The following is a 17,804-nucleotide window of genomic DNA, read 5'->3' as shown; positions in this document are numbered from 1 at the left end:
AAATGAACCAAAATTACTGGAAATTGGATTGGAATGGCCTGCACACTCATTATTTTCATTGTATTTTCAAAAATGTGCATGACAAAGAAACCTATTGCCATTATTTTTTTAAAAATTGACTAGGCGGCTTTAGGAAAGATGATTTCTTCAATATTTAACTGCTCTTTCTGACTGCTGTACCAAGCATCGATGTGCTGACACATCATTATGGCGTATAGGCGAATGTACCACATTTTTGTTGACCGGTGGCGTCCAGATTCCAAGTGATAATCTATTTTTTCTCTTTTATTAGAACGTTCAACAGAGGTTCTTCGTTTGTATATAAGTTTCCACTTTTCAGAGGACCTTGGTGTTTTGGTAAATAATCGTAGATTATCCTCTCTGAATGTATGGAATGTCCGACCATATTTTGCTTTTGAACACGGTGATGAGCATGTATTTTTGGTACCGCAAGCAAGTGGACAACGCCATTTTTGCCGATTTTGAGATTTGTCAAACCCGTTGGGCTTCATCTCCTTCCCAATCGGACAGATTGGAACACCTGTTGGAGATATTTGAATATCACTTTCTGTACTAAAGTTCTTCTTTGTTCGAACATTTAAATCGATGAAGGGTTCCACATTTTGATGTTCAAGTAGCTCATAAATGGCCTCAGCATCGTGCGCTGCATCAAGAAGAATTTTATCAATCGTGCCCAAGGTGTACCGTTGCGAAAATTCAATTGAACTAACCACTAGGCTGACTGAATCATGCCGGGAAGCAGGATGCAGCCGTGGATATAGCGGTAAGTCGTATTGGCTATCGCTAGTGGATATCATGTAGAGATGATATCCGTTGAAGTACTTTTCCTTAGAACTATCCCAGCCTGAGTCGATGTCGGGTTGTGAATACTGGCGTGGGTGAGTACAGTTCGTTAGTCCTTGGGCACTACAATTACAGGTTGATTTACTTCTCGGGTACCTAGCTGTTTCAATTGGTGTCCCATCTCCAACTACACCTAGAGCTTCGGGATCCCCAAGAAGACCAAGTTTCGTAGAAACCGCTAAAAATTGGGATTGAAAAAACTCAAATAATCGGTCTCCTGGCAGTTGTTTTTGTTTGGAACCATAACGCATTGCCCGATCAACGAGTTTACGAACAATTCCGGGATTCTTAGGTTCAGCTTTTTCACCCTTTTTAGGCTTCTTTTTCTTTTTTGACTTTTTCTTTTTAGGTTTGACCTTCGGCATAACATTCGGGCTTTCGAAGGCCCATAAACGTTTGAAAAAGTCTTCAAATGTTCCAACACCTGGTGTGTCACCGGGTTCAAAACCGCTAAGAATTGCATACAACGGAACGCGACGAAGTTGATCAACCCAATGAGTAATACCTTTTGTAGGTTGAACAAATAATGAAAGCAGATAAGAACGCATCATAGAAGCAGGGTCACGAGGCTTTGGTCCCTTTTTGGAATAGGAATCACCAAGCCATGTAGTTACCGAAGAGAGATCAGTTATCCAAAGCTTTTTAATTACTGGCCAATCCTTATTAACAAGGGTAAGAATGCCGCCAGAATAATGGGCATTTAACTGATTTAGAACGAAGTTTTGATAAGTTTCGTGTGCAATAAACGTTGGTTTCATTTTGGCACCTCAATCACAAGTAGTAAGGGAAAATAATCCCTTCACCGGCGATTATTGTGGTGTTTTTGAAAAGTCAAGTGTTTCTTGTCGAATTCGAGAAAATATTTTGATAATTAATTTCCAGTTTTAAAAAATGAACATTAAAAAATCCCACCTAAAATAGGAGGGATGAAATAAATTGGTTTGAGGAAAATCCTTGAACCACAAAGCTCGGCGAATGCCGAGAGTCTATTTAAAGCTAAGGAGGGTAATACCCTTCTTGCTGGTGGCTCTGCGATTTCACGGGTGTTCGCTCAGCTTTCCAACATTGTTGGCTTCCGTTACATCGCCGTTGTTCGAAATGACGTGTACACAAGGGAATTAAAGCGCCTTGGTGCCTCACATGTCATTCATTCCTCCTCTTCACGGCTAGTGGAAGCAGTGTTAGAGCTGACAAATGGTCGCGGGGCGGACTTTGCGATTGATTGTGTCCGCGGTCAAGCTGGGAAAAATCTCGCCTATGCTGTGCGCCCATTTGGGACGCTCACAGTGCTCGGTCTGTTATCAGGGGAGCCTGTCGATTGGTGGGATGTGACGAAACAGAAAGACCTTTCCGTGAATCTATTCCATTTGCGCCATTGGAACCGGGGTGTATCAGAAAAAACTTGGCATGAGACGTTTGAAACGTTAATGCCCTTTATTGGACAAGGGCTGCTTCAGCTCATGACGCCGCGGGAGACTTATGATCTTACGAATGTCCATACAGCCATTAAAAACCTAAACAAACAGCAAGCAAACAACGGCAAACATTTTTTAGCGAGTGACCATTAATAATATGGAAAAAACCGTCGTGTCTCTTAAGTCGGAAATTCTTAAAATGTAGAAAAGGACGGGTATACCCGTCCTCATTCCATCGCTCCATGCTCTTTCGCTAACGCCTCAAAGGAAACGACGTAATCGACGATCAGTATCTTCGTTCCTAATGGGATGTTCGCATACAACTCCTCTACCTCTTTGTTTTGCAGACGAATGCAGCCAGCTGTCATGTAACGACCAATCGATTCTGGACGGTTCGTTCCGTGAATTCCGTACGTTCGGCCCTCCGTGTCTTTCGCATCAAAACCAAGCCAACGGGTTCCTAGGGGATTTTTCGGATCGCCACCGGCGATGTTTTTCTTTCGGTAGTACGGTTGTTCCGCCTTGACTGTAATCGTAAACAGACCAACAGGCGTTTTATCCGAAGGCTTTCCTGTTGCAATCGGTACTATTTTTTGGATCTTCCCTTCATCTACGTACGCCAACCGATTGGTTGCAATGTTGACAATCAGAAACGGGTCTCCTACCGTAGGGTTTGGACCGATAGGCCATAACGGAGACAAGGTGCTGGCCACTAGGAACACGATCAATAGCTGTCGCATATCGTTCTTTCCTCTCACTCTTTTTGCCTAACGTTCCCTGCTTTTCTCCTTTTTATTCTGCTTTTCATATAGGGATTCTTTCATCCGTAAGTACTCCTCTAATTCGTGAATCACGTAATACAAGGCCGATCGCGTTTCAAATTCCTTCTGTGTTTTCGGCAGCTCTCTCGCCTCAAAATAGGAGCGAATGTCTTGAATGCGCCCTTGAAAATAGGAGACGGTATTGACAGGGCTAACAGCTTCGCTTAATTCCTCAAGCAAATCAGCGATCTTGTCACTCTGGACGACGGTATCGTCCAACGAGGACAAAAAGGGCATAATTCGCTCCAAAATGTCAAATTGTCGCTCCCTCATTTTAAAATAGTGATAATATTGATCCTCATAGCGGAGAAAATGATTGTTGATGTTGCGCATAGCAATGCTTTTTGCTTTTTGGATCTCGTCGGCTGTCTCTGGAATTTCACGTCCATCCCATTCCCTTTCTCCTGTTCGAACATAGCACGCAAGCTCCCGTAAAATCGTCCGAAAATTAGACTCAATTTTCCGCTGGTGTTTTCTCAACTCTCGTTCGATATTCGGCATGTACGCATTCATAATGAGCGCTACACCGATTCCGATCACAATCAGCAAAAACTCATTGATAAAAATCGCCCATGACACGGTCCCGAGTGTATAAACATGTAGCATGATAACCGTGCTCGTCGTAATTCCTTCTTTCACGTTAAAGCGAACGACCGTTGGAATAAACAATATTAAAATTAGCGCAAGTGTCCATGGCTGATAGCCGACTAATTCCAGAAGAATGAAGCTGTAGGCAAGCCCAATCATGCATGCAGCAAAGCGCTGCCATGCGGCCCGTAGAGAGCCTTTCCGTGAAACGGAGATGCAAAGAATCGTCAAAATCGCCGCAGAGGCGTAAAATTCGAGGTTTAGCGCTTGGGCAATAAAAATGGAAATCCCTGCCCCTAACGCTGTTTTCAGTGTGCGGTAGCCAATCTTTAGTTTCATCGTTTGGTGTCTTCCCCGTTCCGTTTTTTCTCAAGTGTATCATACAACGGTTGAACCGTTGAACCGCCTGATGTTAAAAAACGCAAAGCGCCGGCTTAAAAACGTAGCTTGTCGCCAAGCGGATCTTCTTACATCTCCTATATATAGAACAATAGAAAAAGGCTTGCGATCGGCAAGCCCTCATAAAATTATAAAACTTTTTCAAGAAAATCCCGTGCTCTTTCGCTTTTCGGTGCTGCAAAAAATTGCTTCGGTGGCAAATCTTCGAGCAAAATACCTTGATCAAGAAACAAGACGCGATCTGCCACTTCCTTGGCAAAGCCCATTTCATGGGTAACGATGACCATCGTCATCCCTGTCTCAGCAAGATCCTTCATAACCGCTAAAACCTCTTTCACCATCTCTGGATCAAGGGCCGATGTCGGTTCGTCAAACAGCATCACTTCTGGGTCCATTGCAAGCGCACGGGCTATCGCGACCCGCTGCTTTTGCCCACCCGAAAGACGACTCGGGTATTCGTCTCGCTTTTCTAGCAAACCGACTTTTTGAAGCAAGCTTTCCCCTTTAGCAATTGCTTCTGCTTTCGAGACCCCTTTCACTTTCATGGGGGCAAACGTTAAATTTTCCATCACAGTCATATGGGGGAACAGATGAAAGTGTTGAAACACCATGCCAATTTTCGTCCGCAGCTTTCCTACGTTCGTCTTCGGATGAGTGATTTCTTCATCATCAATCCAAACATGGCCTGACGTAGGGACTTCAAGTAAATTTAAGCAGCGTAAAAACGTCGATTTTCCTGACCCAGAAGGACCGATGACCGCCACAACATCGCCCTTTTGAATCTCTGTCGTAATCCCTTTTAACACCTCTAAGGAGCCAAACGATTTATGCAAATCTTTTACGTTAATCACTTCGTTTTAATCTCCTTTCTAGCAGACGTCCAATGACAGTTAGTCCCATGACAAGGACGTAATAAATGAGACCGACGAACAAGAGCGGTTCAAAGTAAAGATAGGTTTCCGCACTCGTAATTTGCGCGCGTCGCATTAAGTCAGTGACCCCGATGACGGATACAATCGCCGACTCTTTCGTTAAATTAATAAATTCATTAAATAAGGCCGGTAAAATGTTACGCATTGCTTGCGGCAAAATAATTCGTAGCATCATCGGACGGTAAGGAATCCCAAGCGCCTCAGCTGCTTCCCGTTGCCCTTTATCGACGGCTTGAATTCCGGCACGAATAATTTCCGATACGTAGGCAGCAGAGTTTAACCCGAATGCCAAAAACGCAGCCTGAAATTGAGAAATATCAACACCGAATTGCGGCAGAGCCAAATAAATCATCAACAATTGCAAAATGAGCGGTGTGCCGCGAAAAATCGAAGTATAAAAATCAGCAAACCAGCGAAATAGCCGATACTTACTAATTTTAAATATCGCCAATACGATCCCTAAAACAAGCCCGAATAAGAGGGAAACCGATACGAATTGTAACGTCACCCAAACCCCTTCTAGCATGAAAGGCATAAAGGGCTGGATTCGAGAAAAATCAAAACTCATAAGCTGTCTTCCTTCCTATAACAATGGAACAGCCTCCCCACAGCTGTAGAGAGACCGACGTGATCATTCGCCTTTTAACGCTTATTGTTCCTCTCCGCCAAACCATTTTAAAATCAGCTCTTCCATCGTACCATCTTCCATCATTTCTTGAAGTTTCTCATTGAACGGTTCCGTTAGCTCGCTATCTTTCGGAAAAGCAATTGCAGAACCTGTTTCTCCTTCACTCTCGATCGCAAAGCTTACGAGTCCAGGATTGGCTTCAAGGTGACCCGCTGCCACTGTATCTTCAATAATTAGCGCATCGAAACGACCGGCAAGTAGCTCTTGAACAAGCTCTGGTACACGGTTCCGGGTCTCGATCGTTAAACCATCCAGTTCCTCTTGTAGTTCGACTGCCGCTTCCTCTTGGATTGAAGCTAATTGTACCCCAACCGTTTTGCCAGCAAGATCCTCAACTGAAGACAACCCGTCCTCTTCTTTAAAGACGACTAAATTTTGTGCATCATAATAGACATCGGAAAAATCAACGCTCTTCTTCCGTTCTTCTGTCGGTGTCATCCCCGAAAGGGCGAAATCGACGCGACCAGCTTGAAGCGCTGGAATGATTCCGTTAAAATCCATATCTTGAATTTTTAATTCGTAGCCAAGCTCAGACGTAATGTATTCGGCAATGTCAACATCAAAGCCGACAATTTCCCCTGTCGTTACATCGACGGATTCATATGGTGGGTAATCGGCAGATGTTCCCATGACGAGAACCGTTTTTTCCTCATCGCCTGCCTCCGCTTCCACATCGTCCGCTCCTGTTGTCGCTTCTTCTGGTGTGTCTTCAGCTGTGCCGCAAGCTGCTAACAAGCCGACAGCAAGAATAGAAGTTACACCGAGCTGCATCCAATTTTTTATCTTTTTCATCGTATTGTTTCCCCCTCAAGTATTTCTATATCATAATAATTATTCGCATGAATGTATATTAACACAAGCTCTTTCTCTTTGAAAAGTAGAAAAATCGTCTTTCACTTGTTTTTATTAATGAGCATTTTGCAAAATTAGATTTTTGGGATAAAAGTATAAAAAATAAAGCACTCGACAAATAGCTACCAGCATGTTATTTTACAAAATATTACAATAATCTTGTTTTCGGGCATACCTACAGAATTTTTCACATTGAATTTTTTTAAGCGGCTTTCTTCCCTTTATTTTCCTTTGCCATCGCTAGCGCTGAAACAAGTAATACAATAGCGTTCAGGTAAATATGGGTCTTTACTTTTTCAATTCCCCATACATGTAGGGAGTTCGCCGTAAGGTAGCTTTTCATTCTTGAATTACAGCGTTCTACACTTGTCCTCTCGTTGTAAAGCTCTTTCCAACGTTTTGTATCACGGTGCGGATTGGAATATCGGCGCACATCCTTTTTGATGTCGACTTTTACCACCATTCCATAGTTGGAAGATGAACAGGCTGCCATTCCTAATGGGCAATCCACTTTGCCGGTTGCGTGAGGACATCTGAACTTGAGCTGGTCCTTATCAGCTCCCCAATAAGTCATTTCATAACCCATGGAACAACGCGGAGTTCCATTGGAAGAAATCCCTTCAGGAGGCTCTTTTTCGTTGCGCAAATTGAGCGGGATAATGGCTTGCGCTCCAATGTTTTTGGCTGATTCATAGTTTTTTAGTTGGTCATATCCGCCATCCATGATCAGAAATTCAATTTTGGATTTGGTACGCTCTGCCACTTGCTCTATTAATTCTGGTGCGACTTCTCCATCGTTCACATGGGCAGGGGTTACTTTTATGGCCATTGGCAGTTCGCTTGCGGTATCGACTGAAAGATGCATCTTATAGCCAAACCAGGTAATTTTATTGCCGAAGGAATCATATTTTGCGCCCCAATTGGCATTACCCGTTTGTTCACTACGCTTTTTGGGCTGTTTCTTTTCATAGGCATCAATGGCGGCACTGTCGATGGCCTGGTGGCTGCCGTCAATTATTCCTTCCTCCTGAGCTAACTGTACCAAGTCAAGGAAGATCTTTTCAGCCAGCTTTTTTTTGGTAAGTGCCGCAAAAACCCGGCTGAGAGTGGAGATAGACGGTGCGGGGCGATCAATCGATAAACCGCATTGATAACGGAAACGAAGGTCTTTATCCAATCGATGATGAAGGGCGGTAAAGGTGTCGATGCCTTCGAGTGGGGCAGCGATGAGAGCCCTTAGAATCCCTTCTCTGGAATGACCGTCAGCCCCTCGGGGTGAAGAACTTCTCAACTGTTTAGCATAAGGGCGTAAATCAAGCGAGCTAAAAAAGATAGGTAATTTCTCTTTTGACTCTAATTTTTGCAGTTCTTCAAAGGAAAATAGGCTTTCTTGTAGAATATACAAAGTGACTTCCTCCTTTTGAATTTTTGTGGTTTCGTCACTTCAAAAATTCTACATTTTAGGGGTGAAGTCCTTTTTTATGTCTTTGAAATCCTTATGGCTCTTGGGTCAAAAAATATGCAAAATGCTCATTAATAACAGAAAATTCTACTTATTACAACAATGATCGCAAATTCGTCTGATAGATTTTCTTTCACGATCGCGAAATTTATTATTAAGATAGTAAAAAACCATACCAAAAAGCAAAACTAGCAGGCTTTGATTCATGTTTGATTGGAAAGCTTTTCACGAGAATCTTTTTTAAAAACAAAATCTATTAATAAGGGTTGATTGTTTCAAAACACTCCCTTGCCGCGGGCAAAGATTTGAAACCATTCATTGGGAATATAATAAGGAAAATGATTCTGTCCACACACGGTCATAAACGCAAATTAATCAACGGACGATTTCATGAATCAACAGAAAAAAGGTTCAGACCATCAAAATAAAATGATCCGAACCTTTTTTATTACGTTTGGCTAGTATTATCCCAGCCTATGTCAAACTTAAGCTTCTTCCTCTTCTTCTGCTTCATCGGCAGCATCTGCATCTTCTTCTAATGCTGGTTCTTCTTCGTTTGCAGGGTCTTCAGTATCTCCTCCGCAAGCTGCTAGTACGTTAAGTGCTAGTACACCTGAAAGGATGCTGAAAAGAACTTTTTTGCTCATTTGAATGTCCTCCTTAAGTCAATTGTGATTAAGTGGGTATATAACCAAAATCATCATACTAGATTGTTTCCTTGTTGATAACGAAATTGTTCATTTTTACACTTTTTCACATGTTTATTTGAAAGAATCTCATAATAATGCGATTTTTCTTTAAGTTCTTTCCATGAAATTTCAAATATCCCCAGTAAATTTTTTGTAAACTTGTAAGCATAGAGTGGAAGCCGCCTTCGATTGCGATATACTAAATAGCGAAGGAGGTCAATTATGGATTGGTTATTTTTTATTTTTCTCGGGTCGATCATCGGCATTTTTTCAGGCTTTTTTGGGATTGGTGGCGGCATTATTCTGACGCCCCTCCTATTATTGTTCGGATTTCCACCTGCCGTTGTGATCGGGACAAGCTTAATGCTTTCTCTTGGAACCTCCTTGGGAGGGGCATGGGCTCATTTTCGCATGAAAAACATCCATTGGAGTTATGTATTAATCATAAATATTGCAGGGATTGTCGGTACACAGCTAGCTGTTCCTCTCATGCTTTTCCTTGAAGAACGTCAGCTCGCTGAAATAACCATTTCCCTTTGTTATATTTTTTTACTCGGATTTTTTGCTAGCTCCATGTTCATACCTCAAACGAAAAGAAAACCACTTATCCAAAATTCGCCAAACAAACTGATCGCTGTTTTTATTGGTCTTGGGGCTGGGTTTATTTCTGCCATGCTTGGCGTAAGCGGTTGGAACTAGCCTTGCCTCCGTTATATTTATTGTGTTTGCCGGCTTTATTTCATATAGTGTTCAAACACCTGTAAACTTTGGGCTTGGGCTTTTATTAATTATTGGCACATTGATCGGCTCGCCTGTTGGAGCAAAAATGACCGCCTTCTATTCAGAAAAAGCGATGCGGACTTTACTTGGCAGTCTTTATATCGTCATTATCTTTAGCGTGATTGCAAACCTTCTGCAATGGCAAGAGGTCGGCCTTGCTGTCATTTCTTGTTTTACGGTACTTTTCTTCTTTCTTTCTCTTCGCATTTTGATTCTTCAAAGGGTTAAGCAACACAACTAAAAATGAATCATGATTAAGACACTTGCCGGAGGTGAAAGCTGTCGTTTTCCGAATGAAGTAAGCTTTCTTTCAAGTGAAAAAGGAGGCGCAAAGCCTCCTTTTACTTGCTCTCTTGATCAAGCTTATCTAAAATCTCGTCTTTTACCTCTTCTTTCACTTCTTCGTATACGTCTTCATACACTTGTTCCTTTACTTCCTCGTACACTTCTTGCTTCATGTCATCGTACATCTCATCGCGAATTTCTTCCTTCAAGGTTGATAGCTGATTTGTTTGCTTCTGCTTCCGTTCAGCTCGGTCGTCTTTTGCAAACATGAACAATAACGAGATGATCATCATAATCATAATGACGGCAAATGGCAGTGCCGCGATAATAGAGGCTGTTTGCAGCGCTTGCAACCCACCACCACCGCTTAGGAGGAGAACGCTGGCCGTTCCCGCAATGAGAAAACCCCAAACCATTTTAACCGAGAGCTTCGGCTCCAAACTTCCCTTAGATGTCATGGCGCCTAGTACATACGATGCCGAGTCTGCTGATGTGATGAAAAAGATTAAAATAAGCAGGACAGCAATGACGTTTGTTACTGCGCTTAAGGGAAGCTCTCCTAACGTGGCAAAGAGCGCTAGCTCCACTTGACTTGTGACGAGCTCGGCAATCCCACCAGGTCCATACATTTCTAGGTTAAGCGCCGTACCGCCAAACGTTGTAAACCAAATAAGAGCAAGCAGCGACGGGACAATTAAGACGCCTGCCATGAATTCGCGAATCGTCCGACCTCGCGAGATTCTTGCAATAAATAACCCCATAAATGGAGCCCATGCAATGTGCCATGCCCAAAAAAAGATCGTGTTCGTGCCAAGCCACTCACTTTCATAAAAAGGGGTCATGGTCAAGCTCATCGGGATTACATTTGAAATGTAGCCACCGAGGGTCGTAACAATATTTTCAGCGATAAACAACGTTGGACCAACGGCGATAACAAATACGAGTAAGATTGCAGCAACCGCTAAATTAATATTACTTAATGTTTTAATTCCTTTGTTAACTCCCTTACCTGCTGAGATCATAAACAAACAGGTGACAATGGCGATAATCGTCAACTGGGTCCATACCGAGTTAGGGATGGAAGAAATATACGACAAGCCTCCAGTAATTTGCATCGCACTTAAGCCGAATGTCGTCGCGACTCCTGTACATGTAGCGATGACGGCGAGAATATCAATCGAGCGACCAGCAAAGCCATTTACCTTTTCACCAAAGAGGGGATAGAATGCCGAGCTTATTAACGCCGGACGCCCTTTGCGGAACTGGACATAGGCTAGCGTCAAGCCGACAATGGAAAAAATCGCCCACGGATGCAATGCCCAATGATAGACCCCATAACGGAGACCTGCGATCGCGGCTTCTCTTGTTCCGGGTATATAGCCGACAGGGGTATCTAAATAATAGAGAACCGGCTCAGCTACTCCCCAAAAGACGAAGCCAACACCTATGCCTGCAGCAAACAACATACCGATCCACGAATACCACGAATATTCGGGACGGTCATTTTGTTTGCCGAGACGCAACCGGCCATAGGGACTAATCGCAATGACAATTGAAAAAATAACGAAGAAAGCTGTCGTCAACATGTAGAACCAACCGAAGTTCTCGATCATCCAGCCTAATCCTATGCCTGCCGCCCATTCTAGCGATGAAGGGGAAACAGCCCCCCATAATACAAACAACCCGATTAGCACGGCTGAAATGCTAAACACACTACCAGGCTTTTCAGTGGTATATGTATAATTGCCTTCTTTCATGATTGCCTGTACACAACAAATTCGTGTACAGTCCTCCCCCCTTTCGTCCAATCCTAACTTGTTTTAACTATTGCTAGAGATTCCCATGCTCATTTAACTTTTCTTATATTTATAAATGAATGTATTCTCAGGTCATCACGGACATGACTGGTTCGATTATTGGGGCGACCCGACCTTTTAATATCCCTTCTCTCCTATTTTGCTTCAAACACCGCTTTTACTACAGTTAGTTAACGGTTTCGATTATGGACGAAGTGAGTGAATTAGATCAAGACTTACTGCTAGATGTTACAAAAACGTTAAACGAATGTCATTCTTCTGTCATAAATATTGAGCTTTTACAACCTTTCAGAGATGGAGTAAATACGTAAAATTGGTGATATTTATACATAAAATGATTGACACTGTCCAAACTATGGAATGGAGGTTAAGGGAGGTGTAGGTCTAGGTGTCTTGGTTTAAATTAAATAAGTTAAAACGTCAGCAACGAGCATCTGCCTCTGAAAATAAAGCAACTACTTTAGCAGATGTGATCCAGGTCTATTCACAATCTAGTGATTTTACCCAATTTACAATGGACGCAATCCAGCTACGTTATCACATATTTTATCTAAGAACGTTAGTTGACCCGACTACCTTGCAGCAAGACATCTTAACCCACCTGATTAAAAGTAAGGCCTTAACGTTGCATGAGCTTAAACGAGAGCTGCCGATCGACAGCATCCATATCGTTCAAAATGATAAAGAACTCAACACTTACCTTTTAACTGGTCATGTATGTATTCACCCTGAATACAGCGATTTTCCATGCTTGTGTGTGCCAGCACAAGTGGAAGAATCACGTGAAATTTCAATTCCCGAAGTGGAGTTTAGCGTTGTCGGACCGAAGGAAGCGTTCGTGGAGAGTCTAGACTTAAACATCTATCTCGTTCGTCGAAGGTTGCCGACAAGCAACTTACGAATTGAAGAGTATGAGGTGGGCTCCCTTTCTCATACAAGGGTAGCCATCCTATATATTGAAACGATCACCAACCCTGAGCTTGTAACAGTCGTACGCAATCGAATAAACGACATCGATTTTGATCATATTAGCGACAGCTCTTTTATCAATCAGCTCATTGAAGATAGCAACCAAAGTCCCTTTCCACTTTTAATTGATACAGAAAGGCCTGATCGTGTCGCTTCTGTCCTCGCTGAAGGAAAGGTTTGCGTGTTAACAGACGGTTCTCCATCAGCCATCACAGGACCGACGACGTTGGTTGAATTTTTCTCATCCTATGAAGACTATTTTCTTAAGTGGCACATTGCTTCTATTTTTCGGTTAATTCGCTTATTTTCCGTTCTTTTTTCAATCTTTGCTACACCGCTGTATGTAGCCGTACTGACGTATCACCCTGAATTAATACCGCAAGACTTACTCGCCACCATCACCCTTTCTAGATCAGCGATTCCGTTTCCACCGATTCTCGAGGCGTTATTCCTTGAAGTAACGATTGAATTGCTTCGAGAAGCTGGGGCTCGCTTGCCGACAAAGGTCGGTCAGACGATCGGGATTGTCGGAGGGATCGTAATCGGAACCGCTGCGGTTGAAGCTGGTCTCACGAGTAATGTCCTGCTCATTATTGTCGCTTTAGCTGCGCTCGCCTCGTTTACAACACCGGTCTATCGCATGGGGAACACGATCCGTTTAATTCGCTTTCCATTTATTCTTGCAGCGCAATTGTGGGGATTAATCTCCCTTGTCCTGTTGTTTTGTTATTTGCTCGTTCACCTGTTGACACTCCAGTCCCTTGGCCGTCCATTTTTACATCCGATTTATCCTTTTTATTGGAAAGACTTAAAGGATTCGTTTATCCGACTGCCATTCACTGTACAAGCCGAACGACCGAGCCATCTAAAGACGAGCGACAAGCTGCGATTTCAACCAAAAAAAGCGCAAACAAAAGATGACATCGACGAGGGCATGTGATGACATAGGAGGGCGTGCACGTGAAAACCAATCAAAGCTTAACGGTTCCACCTTTTATGGTGTTTTTTCTCATCCACTCCATGCAAGTAGGGGTCGGGGTACTCGGTTTTCAACGTCTCATAGCAAAAAGCGGTGGTTACCAATCGTGGATCGCTGTCCTTTTCACCGGATTGCTCATCCACCTCGTAGTGTACTTTATGTACAAAATATTGGATGGGGAAAAAGACATCGCTCATGTTCATGAAAAGCTTTTTGGAAAATGGCTCGGTTCTTTGCTTAACATTGTGTTTATGCTTTACTATGCGGCTCTCGCCTTTACGGTGTTACGCACCTATACAGAAGTCATTCAAATTTGGGTGTTTCCTGACTTGCCAACATGGACCTTCACGATTACGATGCTATTGTTGATGTACCTTGCGATCGTAAATGGATTTCGCATTGTGACCGGGGTTTGCTTTCTCGGTGTTGTCTTGCCGACGCCGCTATTGCTAACCACCTTACCCCTTTTTGAATTTGCTGAATTTCGCTACTTGCGTCCACTCTTTGATACGACCATTCGTGAGCAATTAATGGCGACAAAAGATATGACGTTAAGCGTATTAGGCCCTGAACTTTTGCTGATTTTTTATCCGTTCATTCGCAATGCAGCAAAATCTCAAAGATACGCCCATTATGCCGTGTTGTATACGACGTTCATTTATTTAATCGCCACTATATCGGCTTTCGTCTATTTTAGCGAGGAACAAATGGACATTACGATTTGGCCCACTTTGTGGTCATGGAAAGTGTTAGAGCTTCCCTTCATTGAACGATTCGAATATATTGGCATTTCAGCATGGCTAATCATCATCCTTCCGAACATTACAGTTGGACTTTGGGCATCCAGTCGAATTGGGAAAAGGGTATTCTCGATGAAACACCGCCATACGTTGATCATCAGTATTTTAATTGTCTTTATTGCTTCTATTCTTCTAGAGACAAGAGATCAGATTAATCAATTAAACAGCATTGTATCGATCGTTGGCTTGTATGTGTTGTATGTCTATATTCCGTTTTTACTTGTTTGGAAATGGATTGTAGGGAGGTTAAGACTATCGCCATGATGAAATCATTACTAAGTGCTATTTTCCTTATTGCGATTCCAGGCTGTGTTGAAATGAGCATTGTCGATAATAATACACTTATTCATTCGTTAGGCTATGATTACATAGATGAAAACACAATCGAAGGTACGATCAATATGCCCGTCTATGGACCGAGAGAGAAAGTGACGAGCCAATCGATTTCAACACGAGCACACACGAGCCGCGACCTTCGTTCCGAGTTGAATCGGCAAACCCCTCTTCCGATCCATGTCGGTCGTTTATCTTCGATTATCTTCAACCGCCAATTGGCCGAAGAAATAGGACTCATTCAGACGATCGATACGTTCATGCGCGACCCTAAGATCGGGATGCGTATCTACTTGGGCATTGCCGAAGGGAGCGCAAAAGACGTTTTGATGAATAAATATGATATTGAAGAGGAGGTCGCTTCGTACTTACGTGAATTAATCGATCAAAATATCCGTACGCAAAATCTTCCGCAAACGAACTTGCACCTATTTTTGCGTGATTACTATGCGGAAGGACAGGACCCCTATCTTCCATATTTAGTTCCCGTGGCGAATCGGATCGCTGTTGATGGTCTTGCTCTCTTCAAAGGTGATAAATTCGTTTATCACTTAGATGAGGAATATTTATGTGTCATAAAAATCTTACTTGAACGTGTCGAGCGCGGTCCCATTAAGCTTCGATTACCGAATGGGGATTTCACTGTTCTCCGTAGCGTAAACTCCTATTCAACTTATCATATAACCGGTGACCTTAATCAACCGAAAGTGGAGATCGTTCTCCATTTTAAAGGGAGAGTCACCGAGTATACAGGTCGGCCTGACAAAGGAATTGACGAAGCGACGTATGAGATGATTAAACAACAATTAGCAAACAAACTGGAAAATGAAGCGAAGGAGCTGACGAGCCTTTTTCAATCATTAGAGATTGATCCACTCGGTCTTGGCTCTCGGATGAAGGCACAAACTAGAGGCTTCGATATTGAAAAATGGGAAGCCGTCTACCCGACGATTCCCATTGAAACGAAAGCGGAAATTAAAATTTACGACACAGGTGTACGCGAATAAATCAGCGCATGGTTTTTACCAACTTAAGTTCATCGCGGATCGGAATCCCATCTGCACTTTTGCGAGGAAAGCTCGGCTTCAGCTGCCGAGCTTTCTCCACTCCATTCACGACTAATTCTTTTAATTGATAACCTCGCTTCTGATAAAATCCGAGGGCGTGCAAATTGTCATTTGTCGTTATAACCTCGATTTGCCTTACTTGTTGCTCGATCGCCTTAGCTTCCACCGCCTGAAGCAAGCTCGTTCCAATCCCTTTTCCTTCTTTCACACTATCAAGGGAAATAATTTCAATGCTCCGTTTCTCATGCGTTACGTAGGTGATTAACCCTATGATTTCACCAAGCTTATTCCGATAAAGAAAGCCTGGCAAACGTTCACAGTGAAAAACACCTGTGGAAAGAACCATTTCCGGACTTCCCCAATGTTGATGGAAAAACTGTTGTACTTCGTCACGATCTGCTTTACCTATAGGCTTAATTTGTAAACTTTTCCCCTCAAATAAGTGGCACTGCTTATCGTGCTCAATCGGGATAAACCCTGTCGCTTCAAGAAAGCTTTTCGCCGTTATCGGTCCCATATATGTAAACATCTCAGAAATCTTCGCCGCTTTTGCTTCCACGTCGTTGGGTAAGCTCTCGATCCATTCTCTAAAGCTTCCAAATTCACGTTGAAGCCGTACAACGTTTCGACTATTTTGAATGGTTGCTTCTATCTTCTTTCGATGTCGTATGATTCCACTATCTTTTAATAAACGCTCTACGTCTTGTTCGTTCATCGTCGCTACTTTTTCTGGCTCGAAATGGCGGAACGCTTTACGAAGGCTGTCTCGTTTATGAAGAACGGTTTTCCACGATAGTCCCGATTGGAAAAGCTCAAGGCACATCGCCTCAAATAAACGCTGATCATCATCTTCTCTCTGCCCCCATTCCTTGTCATGATACGCAATCAAAAGCGGATCATTCTCACACCACCGGCAGTAATGCCCCATTGGCTTCACCTCACAAATAATAGAGGTTTTTAATAAGACTCTATGTCCCTGTCAACCTCAAGATTTCTCTTGATCATCTCTTCCTTGAGTACGGAGATAAAATCATCCTCTAATTCAAGTTTGAGCGCTTGATCGTATGCTTCTAATAACTGTTGATCTGATAGCTTCACTCGTTGTGACCCCTTTTTTCATCATATCCCTCACATTTAACATTATAAGTAAAAAAAAGATCTATTTTTACAAATTAAAAAGAGATCAGTGGAAGGACAGATCTCTCATCTCTGTTAAAAGTAATAGGGACGGTAATAAGGGTACGGGTAATAATAAGGGTATGGATATGGGTACCCATAAAAAGGGGGAAATAAGGCGCTTCCTACAAGCCCTCCTAAAAAACCACCGATAAAAGGACCACCCCAAAATGGGCGTCGCCCGCCACTCCATCCTACTCCGACAAATCTCGTATCCTCTCCTTGTCGTGGCATCATCGCATGAATCATTCTTCTCACCTCCTGCTTCGAAATGATTGAACGGCCTTCAAACCTTTTATTTCCGTTTCATAAAGGCGTCCATTACTTCACCAAACTTCATATCACTTAAATCGTCCATCATCCGATCCATTTCTGACTTTTTACTTAAATGTCCCTCCAAGACAATTTCTACACGTTGATTTGCATCGACCAAAATGGCCTGTACTTGGAGAGCATCTGTAACAAGTCCTATGATAACAGCGATTTTTTGTGGGGTCAGTTTGTGATCGTAAAAATCATTCATTGTATTTCGCTTTCCCAAACCATCCCCCTCCCTTTACGAGACAATAACATCAGCGCCTGCTACGTCTCCTCCATATCCGAAACTCAATAAAAAGAAGATCAAGATCGTTATGAACAAAAGCACTTGTCGCTTTCCTTCATCGTTTTGCATAATCCATCCCCCTAGTTGTTAGGCTAAAGTAGTATATGCCCTGAACGAAAAAGTTGTGAACACGATGAAAAGAGCGCTTTTATTTCTGATCCTGAATTATTCATACCTCGAACATAAATCAGGGTTTTAGGCCAAAAACGATTAGATTCCCGATCCCTTTGAAAGAATCATGGTTATTTTCTTCTGAAAAGCATCTTTCTAGAATGAGGAGCGGA

At 42.7% G+C, this 17,804-nt stretch carries 17 protein-coding genes and 2 pseudogenes; 5 read left to right on the top strand and 14 right to left on the bottom strand.

The window, feature by feature from the left end; translation table 11 throughout:
* Nucleotides 1–119: 119 nt before the first annotated feature.
* Nucleotides 120–1,622 carry a transposase gene (locus E2L07_RS08165; RefSeq protein WP_134228599.1) on the bottom strand — a complete coding sequence of 501 codons (1,503 nt, stop codon included), beginning with the start codon at nt 1,620–1,622 and terminating at the stop codon, nt 120–122.
* Between the two features lie 183 nt (nt 1,623–1,805).
* Here E2L07_RS08165 and E2L07_RS08160 point away from each other — a divergent pair, with 183 nt between their 5' ends.
* Complete coding sequence (locus E2L07_RS08160; protein ID WP_166740046.1) at nt 1,806–2,432, top strand: zinc-binding dehydrogenase; 627 nt, start codon at nt 1,806–1,808, stop codon at nt 2,430–2,432.
* A 74-nt stretch (nt 2,433–2,506) separates the two neighbouring features.
* Here E2L07_RS08160 and E2L07_RS08155 read toward each other — a convergent pair whose 3' ends face one another.
* The 7 genes from E2L07_RS08155 to E2L07_RS20770 form a co-directional block, all read right to left on the bottom strand.
* Complete coding sequence (locus tag E2L07_RS08155) at nt 2,507–3,019, bottom strand: L,D-transpeptidase (RefSeq protein ID WP_053431460.1); 513 nt, start codon at nt 3,017–3,019, stop codon at nt 2,507–2,509.
* A gap of 27 nt (nt 3,020–3,046) precedes the next feature.
* Nucleotides 3,047–4,027: an aromatic acid exporter family protein gene (locus tag E2L07_RS08150; RefSeq protein WP_134229322.1), complete on the bottom strand. Its 981-nt coding sequence runs from the start codon at nt 4,025–4,027 to the stop codon at nt 3,047–3,049.
* A gap of 188 nt (nt 4,028–4,215) precedes the next feature.
* Nucleotides 4,216–4,938 carry an amino acid ABC transporter ATP-binding protein gene (locus E2L07_RS08145; RefSeq protein ID WP_010897628.1) on the bottom strand — a complete coding sequence of 241 codons (723 nt, stop codon included), beginning with the start codon at nt 4,936–4,938 and terminating at the stop codon, nt 4,216–4,218.
* Entirely contained in the window at nt 4,931–5,587 is a 657-nt protein-coding gene (locus E2L07_RS08140; RefSeq protein ID WP_134229321.1) for an amino acid ABC transporter permease, read from the bottom strand. Before E2L07_RS08140 ends, E2L07_RS08145 begins: the two co-directional genes overlap by 8 nt.
* Before the next feature lie 81 nt (nt 5,588–5,668).
* Nucleotides 5,669–6,499: a transporter substrate-binding domain-containing protein gene (locus E2L07_RS08135; protein WP_134229320.1), complete on the bottom strand. Its 831-nt coding sequence runs from the start codon at nt 6,497–6,499 to the stop codon at nt 5,669–5,671.
* 262 nt (nt 6,500–6,761) lie between these two features.
* A complete protein-coding gene (locus E2L07_RS08130; RefSeq protein ID WP_063210481.1) occupies nt 6,762–7,964 on the bottom strand; it encodes a transposase in 1,203 nt (400 codons plus the stop codon).
* A 542-nt stretch (nt 7,965–8,506) separates the two neighbouring features.
* Entirely contained in the window at nt 8,507–8,668 is a 162-nt protein-coding gene (locus tag E2L07_RS20770) for a hypothetical protein (RefSeq protein ID WP_010897625.1), read from the bottom strand.
* Nucleotides 8,669–8,932: 264 nt separating this feature from the next.
* On the opposite strand from E2L07_RS20770, the pseudogene E2L07_RS08125 reads away from it, so the two are divergent.
* A pseudogene (locus E2L07_RS08125) lies at nt 8,933–9,731 on the top strand (sulfite exporter TauE/SafE family protein).
* A 100-nt stretch (nt 9,732–9,831) separates the two neighbouring features.
* Here E2L07_RS08125 and E2L07_RS08120 read toward each other — a convergent pair.
* Nucleotides 9,832–11,532 (bottom strand): BCCT family transporter, encoded by a 1,701-nt coding sequence (locus E2L07_RS08120; protein WP_134229319.1) that lies wholly within the window; start codon nt 11,530–11,532, stop codon nt 9,832–9,834.
* Nucleotides 11,533–11,980: 448 nt separating this feature from the next.
* On the opposite strand from E2L07_RS08120, the gene E2L07_RS08115 reads away from it, so the two are divergent.
* From E2L07_RS08115 to E2L07_RS08105, 3 genes are read left to right on the top strand one after another with little or no spacing between them, the layout of a single operon-like run.
* Nucleotides 11,981–13,501 (top strand): spore germination protein, encoded by a 1,521-nt coding sequence (locus tag E2L07_RS08115; RefSeq protein ID WP_134229318.1) that lies wholly within the window; start codon nt 11,981–11,983, stop codon nt 13,499–13,501.
* A gap of 20 nt (nt 13,502–13,521) precedes the next feature.
* Nucleotides 13,522–14,604: a spore germination protein gene (locus E2L07_RS08110; protein ID WP_134229317.1), complete on the top strand. Its 1,083-nt coding sequence runs from the start codon at nt 13,522–13,524 to the stop codon at nt 14,602–14,604.
* Entirely contained in the window at nt 14,601–15,680 is a 1,080-nt protein-coding gene (locus tag E2L07_RS08105) for a Ger(x)C family spore germination protein (RefSeq protein ID WP_166740045.1), read from the top strand. Before E2L07_RS08110 ends, E2L07_RS08105 begins: the two co-directional genes overlap by 4 nt.
* A 1-nt stretch (nt 15,681) precedes the next feature.
* On the opposite strand, the gene E2L07_RS08100 is transcribed toward E2L07_RS08105, so the two are convergent.
* From E2L07_RS08100 to E2L07_RS08085, 5 genes and pseudogenes are all read right to left on the bottom strand, one after another.
* Nucleotides 15,682–16,206, bottom strand: coding sequence for a GNAT family N-acetyltransferase (locus tag E2L07_RS08100; protein ID WP_420897800.1), 525 nt, complete (start codon nt 16,204–16,206; stop codon nt 15,682–15,684).
* A 93-nt stretch (nt 16,207–16,299) separates the two neighbouring features.
* Nucleotides 16,300–16,668 (bottom strand): annotated as a pseudogene (locus tag E2L07_RS21205) (DNA-3-methyladenine glycosylase I); the annotation flags it as partial.
* Nucleotides 16,669–16,697: 29 nt separating this feature from the next.
* Nucleotides 16,698–16,838 carry a sporulation histidine kinase inhibitor Sda gene (locus E2L07_RS08095; protein ID WP_083445561.1) on the bottom strand — a complete coding sequence of 47 codons (141 nt, stop codon included), beginning with the start codon at nt 16,836–16,838 and terminating at the stop codon, nt 16,698–16,700.
* A 114-nt stretch (nt 16,839–16,952) separates the two neighbouring features.
* Nucleotides 16,953–17,165: a hypothetical protein gene (locus E2L07_RS08090; protein WP_134229315.1), complete on the bottom strand. Its 213-nt coding sequence runs from the start codon at nt 17,163–17,165 to the stop codon at nt 16,953–16,955.
* A 46-nt stretch (nt 17,166–17,211) separates the two neighbouring features.
* Nucleotides 17,212–17,457: a hypothetical protein gene (locus E2L07_RS08085; protein WP_053431469.1), complete on the bottom strand. Its 246-nt coding sequence runs from the start codon at nt 17,455–17,457 to the stop codon at nt 17,212–17,214.
* Nucleotides 17,458–17,804: the final 347 nt, after the last annotated feature.

The organism is Halalkalibacterium halodurans (genome assembly GCF_004376175.1).
GTDB classification, from domain to species: Bacteria; Bacillota; Bacilli; order Bacillales; family Bacillaceae_D; genus Halalkalibacterium; species Halalkalibacterium halodurans.
The sequence above is the reverse complement of the archived record's forward strand: the minus strand, read 5'-3'. Positions and strand labels throughout refer to the sequence as shown.

Bases quoted from the DNA above. Each gene is read 5' to 3' on its own strand.
- E2L07_RS08135 (WP_134229320.1), bottom strand. From the start codon at position 6,499: ATGAAAAAGATAAAAAATTGGATGCAGCTCGGTGTAACTTCTATTCTT.
- E2L07_RS08120 (WP_134229319.1), bottom strand. From the start codon at position 11,532: ATGAAAGAAGGCAATTATACATATACCACTGAAAAGCCTGGTAGTGTG.
- E2L07_RS08140 (WP_134229321.1), bottom strand. From the start codon at position 5,587: ATGAGTTTTGATTTTTCTCGAATCCAGCCCTTTATGCCTTTCATGCTA.
- E2L07_RS08150 (WP_134229322.1), bottom strand. From the start codon at position 4,027: ATGAAACTAAAGATTGGCTACCGCACACTGAAAACAGCGTTAGGGGCA.
- E2L07_RS20770 (WP_010897625.1), bottom strand. From the start codon at position 8,668: ATGAGCAAAAAAGTTCTTTTCAGCATCCTTTCAGGTGTACTAGCACTT.
- E2L07_RS08155 (WP_053431460.1), bottom strand. From the start codon at position 3,019: ATGCGACAGCTATTGATCGTGTTCCTAGTGGCCAGCACCTTGTCTCCG.
- E2L07_RS08105 (WP_166740045.1), top strand. From the start codon at position 14,601: ATGATGAAATCATTACTAAGTGCTATTTTCCTTATTGCGATTCCAGGC.
- E2L07_RS08090 (WP_134229315.1), bottom strand. From the start codon at position 17,165: ATGATTCATGCGATGATGCCACGACAAGGAGAGGATACGAGATTTGTC.
- E2L07_RS08165 (WP_134228599.1), bottom strand. From the start codon at position 1,622: ATGAAACCAACGTTTATTGCACACGAAACTTATCAAAACTTCGTTCTA.